This is a genomic window from Allobosea sp. CER48, assembly GCF_044752385.1.
Lineage (GTDB): Bacteria > Pseudomonadota > Alphaproteobacteria > Rhizobiales > Beijerinckiaceae > Allobosea.
In genome coordinates, this window is sequence record NZ_JBIWYK010000208.1 from 1 (window position 1) to 5,531 (window position 5,531).

Sequence of the window (5,531 nt, forward strand, 5' to 3'; positions counted from 1 at the left end):
AGTGCGCCCGGCACGAGGCCGGGCGCTCAACACGCGAACTGTGAAAGACGGCTCAGACGAACTGGCCGTGGCAGTGCTTGAACTTCTTTCCGGAACCGCAGGGGCAGGGCTCGTTGCGGCCGACCTTGCCCCAGGTCTCGGGATCGGCCGGATTACGGTCGAGGACCTCGGTATCGGCATCGACCGCAGCGAACTGCACGCCGCCTCCGCCATAATCGCCGCCGCTGCCGAAGCCGGCCCCGTCCTGCGCCAGCTGCGGCGCCTGCTGGTCCTCAGGCTGCTCGAACCGAACCTCGACGCGCGAGAGATGGCCGGTGACCTGCTGGCGCAGCTGGCCGATCAGGCCGTCGAACAGCTCGAAGGCCTCCTGCTTGTACTCCTGCAGCGGGTCGCGCTGCGCAAGCCCGCGCCAGCCGATGACCTGGCGGAGATGGTCGAGCGTGACGAGATGCTCGCGCCAGAGATGGTCGAGCGACTGCAGGAGCACCTGCTTCTCGACATAGGTCATGACCTCTTCGGTGTTCCGCTCGATGCGGCCGGCATAGTCCTCGTCGGCAAGCTTGCGGATGCGCTCGCGGATCTCGCTGTCGGCGATGCCCTCTTCCTTGGCCCAGTCCTCGACCGGCAGATCGAGGTTGAGATACTGGATCACCTCCTGCTTGAGGCCGGCGGTATCCCACTGCTCGGGATAGGCTTCCTCGGGGATGTGGCGGGCGACGACGTCCTCGACCACGCCGTGGCGCATGTCGTCGATCGTCTCGCGCACGCTGGCCTGTCGCATGAAGTCGCGGCGCTGCTCGAACACGACCTTGCGCTGGTCGTTCATCACGTCGTCGTACTTCAGGATGTTCTTGCGGATGTCGAAGTTGCGCGCCTCGACCTTGCCCTGAGCCTTCTCGACGGCCTTGTTGATCCAGGGATGGACGATGGCCTCGTCCTCCTTGAGGCCGAGCTTCGTCAGCATGCCGTCCATCCGGTCTGAGCCGAAGATGCGCATCAGATCGTCCTGCAGCGACAGGAAGAACTTCGAACGGCCGGGATCGCCCTGGCGGCCGGCGCGGCCACGCAGCTGGTTGTCGATGCGGCGGCTCTCATGCCGCTCGGTGCCGACGATGTAGAGCCCGCCCGCCTTGAGGACGCGCTGCTTGAAATCGGCCACCTCGGCGCGGATCGCCGCCGCCCTGGCGTCGCGATCCGGGCCAGGCTCCACGCCGACGAGGTCGTGGTTGATCCGCATCTCGGCGTTGCCGCCGAGCTGGATGTCGGTGCCACGGCCGGCCATGTTGGTGGCGATGGTGATGGCGCCGGGCACGCCGGCCTGGGCGACGATATAGGCCTCCTGCTCGTGGAAGCGGGCGTTCAGCACCGCGAAGGCCTTGGTCGTCTTGCCCTCGCGCGCCGCCTGATAGACCGGCTCCAGCGCAGCCGGGTTGGTGAAGTCGAGCAGCTTGTAGCCCGCCTTCTCCAGCATCTCCGCAACGAGCTCGGAACGCTCGATCGACGTGGTGCCGACCAGGATCGGCTGGCCATTGGCCTGCGCCGACTGGATCTCGCGGATGATGGCGCGAACCTTCTCCTCGAAGGTGCGGTAGACCTCGTCGTCCTCGTCCTTGCGGGCGACCGGAACGTTGGTCGGGATCTCGACGACCTCGAGCTTGTAGATCTGGAAGAACTCGTCGGCCTCGGTCGCGGCCGTGCCGGTCATGCCGGCGAGCTTGGCGTAGAGGCGGAAATAGTTCTGGAAGGTGATCGAGGCCAGCGTCGCGTTCTCGGGCTGGACGGTAACGCCTTCCTTGGCCTCCAGCGCCTGGTGCAGGCCCTCCGAGTAACGCCGGCCCGGCATCATGCGACCCGTGAACTCGTCGATGATGACGACCTCGTCGTTGCGGACGATGTAGTCCTTGTCGCGAGTGAAGAGCGTGTGGGCGCGCAGCGCCTGGTTGACGTGGTGGACCAGCGTGACGTTGTGCGCGTCGTAGAGATCGCCCTCGTTCAGCAGCCCGGCATCGCGGAGCAGTTCCTCGATATGCTCGTTGCCGGCCTCGGTCAGCGCGACGGTGCGCTGCTTCTCGTCGACCTCGTAGTCGCCGGCGACCAGCCCCGGCAGCACCTTGTCGATCGCGACATAGAGATCCGACTTGTCGTCGAGCGGACCGGAGATGATCAGCGGCGTGCGGGCTTCGTCGACCAGGATCGAGTCCACCTCGTCGACGATGGCGAAGTGGTGGCCGCGCTGGCTCATCTGCGCGGTGTCGTACTTCATGTTGTCGCGCAGGTAGTCGAAGCCGAACTCGTTGTTCGTGCCGTAGGTGATGTCGCAGGCATAGGCGCGCTGGCGCTCCTCGTCGTCGAGGCCGTGCACGATGATTCCGACGGAGAGGCCGAGGAAATTGTAGAGCTTGGCCATCCACTCGGCGTCGCGCCGGGCGAGATAGTCGTTGACGGTGACGACATGGACGCCCTTGCCCTCGAGCGCATTCAGATAGGTCGGCAGGGTGGCGACCAGCGTCTTGCCCTCGCCCGTCTTCATCTCGGCGATGGCGCCCTCGTGCAGCACCATGCCGCCGACGAGCTGAACGTCGTAGGGCCTCTGCCCGAGCACGCGCTTGGCGGCCTCGCGGACGGTGGCGAACGCAGGCACCAAAAGGTCGTCCAGCTTCTTGCCGGCGGCGAGTTGCTGCCGGAAGTCCTCGGTGCGCGCCTTCAGCGCGTCATCGCTCAGCGCCGCGATCTCGTTCTCGAGCGCGTTGATCGCGGCGACGCGGGGCTGATAGCCCTTGACGCGGCGGTCATTCGACGAGCCGAAGAGTTTCTTTGCGAGCGCGCCAAGCATGTTGGGCCTTTCAGGTGATGCTTGGACTCCCGGCTGCGCGGATCCTGTTTCGCGCGCGGGCCGGGAGCCCTGTAATCTCGAAATGCGACCGCGTGTTTAGACGCGTGCGCGGGCAGGGTCCAGCGTGCGTTTCGACCAAATGGCGGCGAAACGGCAAGTCAATTCGGCAGTGGATGTGGGGTTTTTCCCCGCCGCTTCCAAGGGCGCAGGCGCGAGATCGCGCGACGTTGCGGCACCCTGCCCGCATCCCGGCGGTGTAAAGCTACGTGATCGGCACCCGCAATCGCCTGAACCGCCTTGCCTTTGCCGCGTTCAACTGGCAGTGCAGCCGCCAATGCGTCTCGGGTTTTCCGACGAAAGGCCGTCATTCATGAACTCAGCCCGTTTCATCGCCGTCCTCGGCTTCGCGCTGCTGGCGGGACCGGCCTTCGCCCAGGCCGACAAGGTCGTCGCCAAGGTCGACGGCATCGCGATCACCGAGAAGGAGATCCAGCTCGCGAGCGAGGATCTCGGCGAGCGCCTCGCCCAGCTCCCCGAGGACCGCAAGCGCGACGAGGTCATCAATTATCTCGTCGATCTCAAGCTGGGCGCCAAGGCGGCCGCCGAAGCCAAGATCACGGATTCGCCGGACTTCGCGGCCCGCCTCGCCTATTACCGCGAGAAGGTTCTGCTCGACGAGTACCTGACCCGCGAAGGCAAGAAGGCCGTCACCGCCGAGGCCTCCAAGAAGCTCTATGACGAGACGACCAAGGCGATGCAGCCCGAGGAGGAGGCCCATGCGCGCCACATCCTCGTCGAGGACGAGGCCCAGGCCAAGGCCGTTGTCGAGCGGCTGAGGAAGGGCGAGGATTTCGCCAAGGTCGCGGCCGACGTCTCGAAGGATCCTGGCTCGGGCAAGGAGGGCGGCGATCTCGGCTGGTTCACCAAGGACCGCATGGTGCCGGAATTCGCCGAAGCCGCGTTCAAGCTCAAAAAGGGTGAGGTTTCCGAGCCGGTGAAGAGCCAGTTCGGCTGGCACATCATCCGGCTGGAGGACAAGCGCTCCAAGCCGCTGCCGGACTTCGCCGCCGTCAAGCCGCAGATCGACCAGTATCTCGAGCGCAAGGCCCAGCAGGACATCGTGCTGGCCCTGCGCGAGAAGGCCAAGGTCGAGCGCCTCGACAAGCCGGCCGCCCCTGCGACGCCGGCTCCGGGTACCGCCAAGCCGGCCGAGCCGAAGAAGAACTGAGCTTTCCGCTCGCCAGCAGACCAAATTGACGGGCGGCCCTTGCGGCCGCCCTTCTTGTTTTCGTCATCGGCCTGCGGCAGAGGGATTCTCGAACGAGAGGCACTGCCCGGCGAGCGGACGATTCGCCGGTTTGAGCAGTGCTCCGCAGGAGGAAGCCCGATGGCCGGCAAGGATGTCCCCGTTTCCCCGCTTGCGCCGAAGCGCCAGCCCAAGGTGCCGCCGATCCCGGGCGTGCGCTTCGCCACCGCCGAGGCGGGCATCCGCTACAAGGGGCGTCAGGACGTCTGGTTTGCGCTGCTCGATGAGGGCACCCAGGTCGCAGGCGTCTTCACCCGCTCGAAATGCCCGTCCGCGCCGGTCGACTGGTGCCGCGAAAACCTGGGGCAGGGTTCCGCCCGCGCCGTCGTCGTCAACTCCGGCAATGCCAACGCCTTTACCGGGCTGAAGGGCCGTGATGCGGTCAAGCTCACCGCGGAGATCGCGGCCAAGGCCGCCGGCTGCAAGCCGCAGGAGGTCTTCATCGCATCGACTGGCGTGATCGGCGAGCCGCTCGACGCGACCAAGTTCAAGGGCGTGCTCGACGACTGCGCCAAACGCGCCACCGACGGCCCCTGGATCGACGCCGCCCGCGCGATCATGACGACCGACACCTTCCCAAAGGCGCTGACCCGCAAGGCCAAGATCGACGGCAAGGACGTCGTGATCGCCGGTATCGCCAAGGGTGCCGGCATGATCGCGCCGGACATGGCGACGATGCTGTCCTTCGTCTTCACCGACGCCCCGATCGCAGCCCCTGTCCTGCAGGCTCTGCTCTCCAAGGGCGTGAAGGGCTCGTTCAACGCCGTCACCGTCGACAGCGACACCTCGACCTCCGACACGCTGATGCTCTTCGCCACCGGAAAGGCCGCGGCCCGCGGCGTGCCCGCGATCACAGAAATCAATGATGCCCGCCTTTCGGGCTTCAAGCGCGCACTGAACTCGATCCTGCTCGAGCTCGCCCACCTCGTCTGCAAGGACGGCGAAGGCGCCCGCAAATTCGTCGAGGTGCGCGTCACCGGCGCGGCATCCGCCCGCTCGGCCAAGCGCGTCGCGCTATCGATCGCCAACTCGCCGCTGGTCAAGACCGCCATTGCCGGCGAGGACGCCAACTGGGGCCGCGTCGTCATGGCCGTCGGCAAGGCCGGCGAGCCCGCCGATCGCGACCGGCTCGACATCGGCTTCGGCGACATCGTCGTGGCCAGGCAGGGCGCGCGCGCGCCGTCCTACGATGAGGTCGCGGTATCCGACTACATGAAGGGCGACGAGATCGTCATCACCGCCGATCTCGGCATCGGTCGCGGCAAGGCCACGGTCTGGACCTGCGACCTGACCAAGGCCTATGTCGAGATCAATGGCGACTACCGCTCCTGAGGCCATCCCGCCGCAGGAGCCCAGCCGCAGCTTCATCGCCGTCAACCTCGCGATCTGCTC

Annotated in this window: 3 protein-coding genes; 2 read left to right on the top strand and 1 reads right to left on the bottom strand. The window is 66.4% G+C overall.

What is annotated here, in order from left to right; genetic code table 11:
- Positions 1 to 52: 52 nt before the first annotated feature.
- The gene (secA, locus tag ACIPIA_RS09510; protein ID WP_400508885.1) at positions 53 to 2,833 is read right to left on the bottom strand and encodes a preprotein translocase subunit SecA; all 2,781 of its coding nucleotides are present in this window, start codon (positions 2,831 to 2,833) and stop codon (positions 53 to 55) included.
- 370 nt (positions 2,834 to 3,203) lie between these two features.
- Between secA and ACIPIA_RS09515 the strand changes: the two genes are divergently transcribed.
- Both ACIPIA_RS09515 and argJ read left to right on the top strand, forming a co-directional pair.
- Complete coding sequence (locus ACIPIA_RS09515) at positions 3,204 to 4,061, top strand: peptidylprolyl isomerase (RefSeq protein ID WP_400508887.1); 858 nt, start codon at positions 3,204 to 3,206, stop codon at positions 4,059 to 4,061.
- A 159-nt stretch (positions 4,062 to 4,220) separates the two neighbouring features.
- Positions 4,221 to 5,471: a bifunctional glutamate N-acetyltransferase/amino-acid acetyltransferase ArgJ gene (argJ, locus tag ACIPIA_RS09520; RefSeq protein ID WP_400508889.1), complete on the top strand. Its 1,251-nt coding sequence runs from the start codon at positions 4,221 to 4,223 to the stop codon at positions 5,469 to 5,471.
- Positions 5,472 to 5,531: the final 60 nt, after the last annotated feature.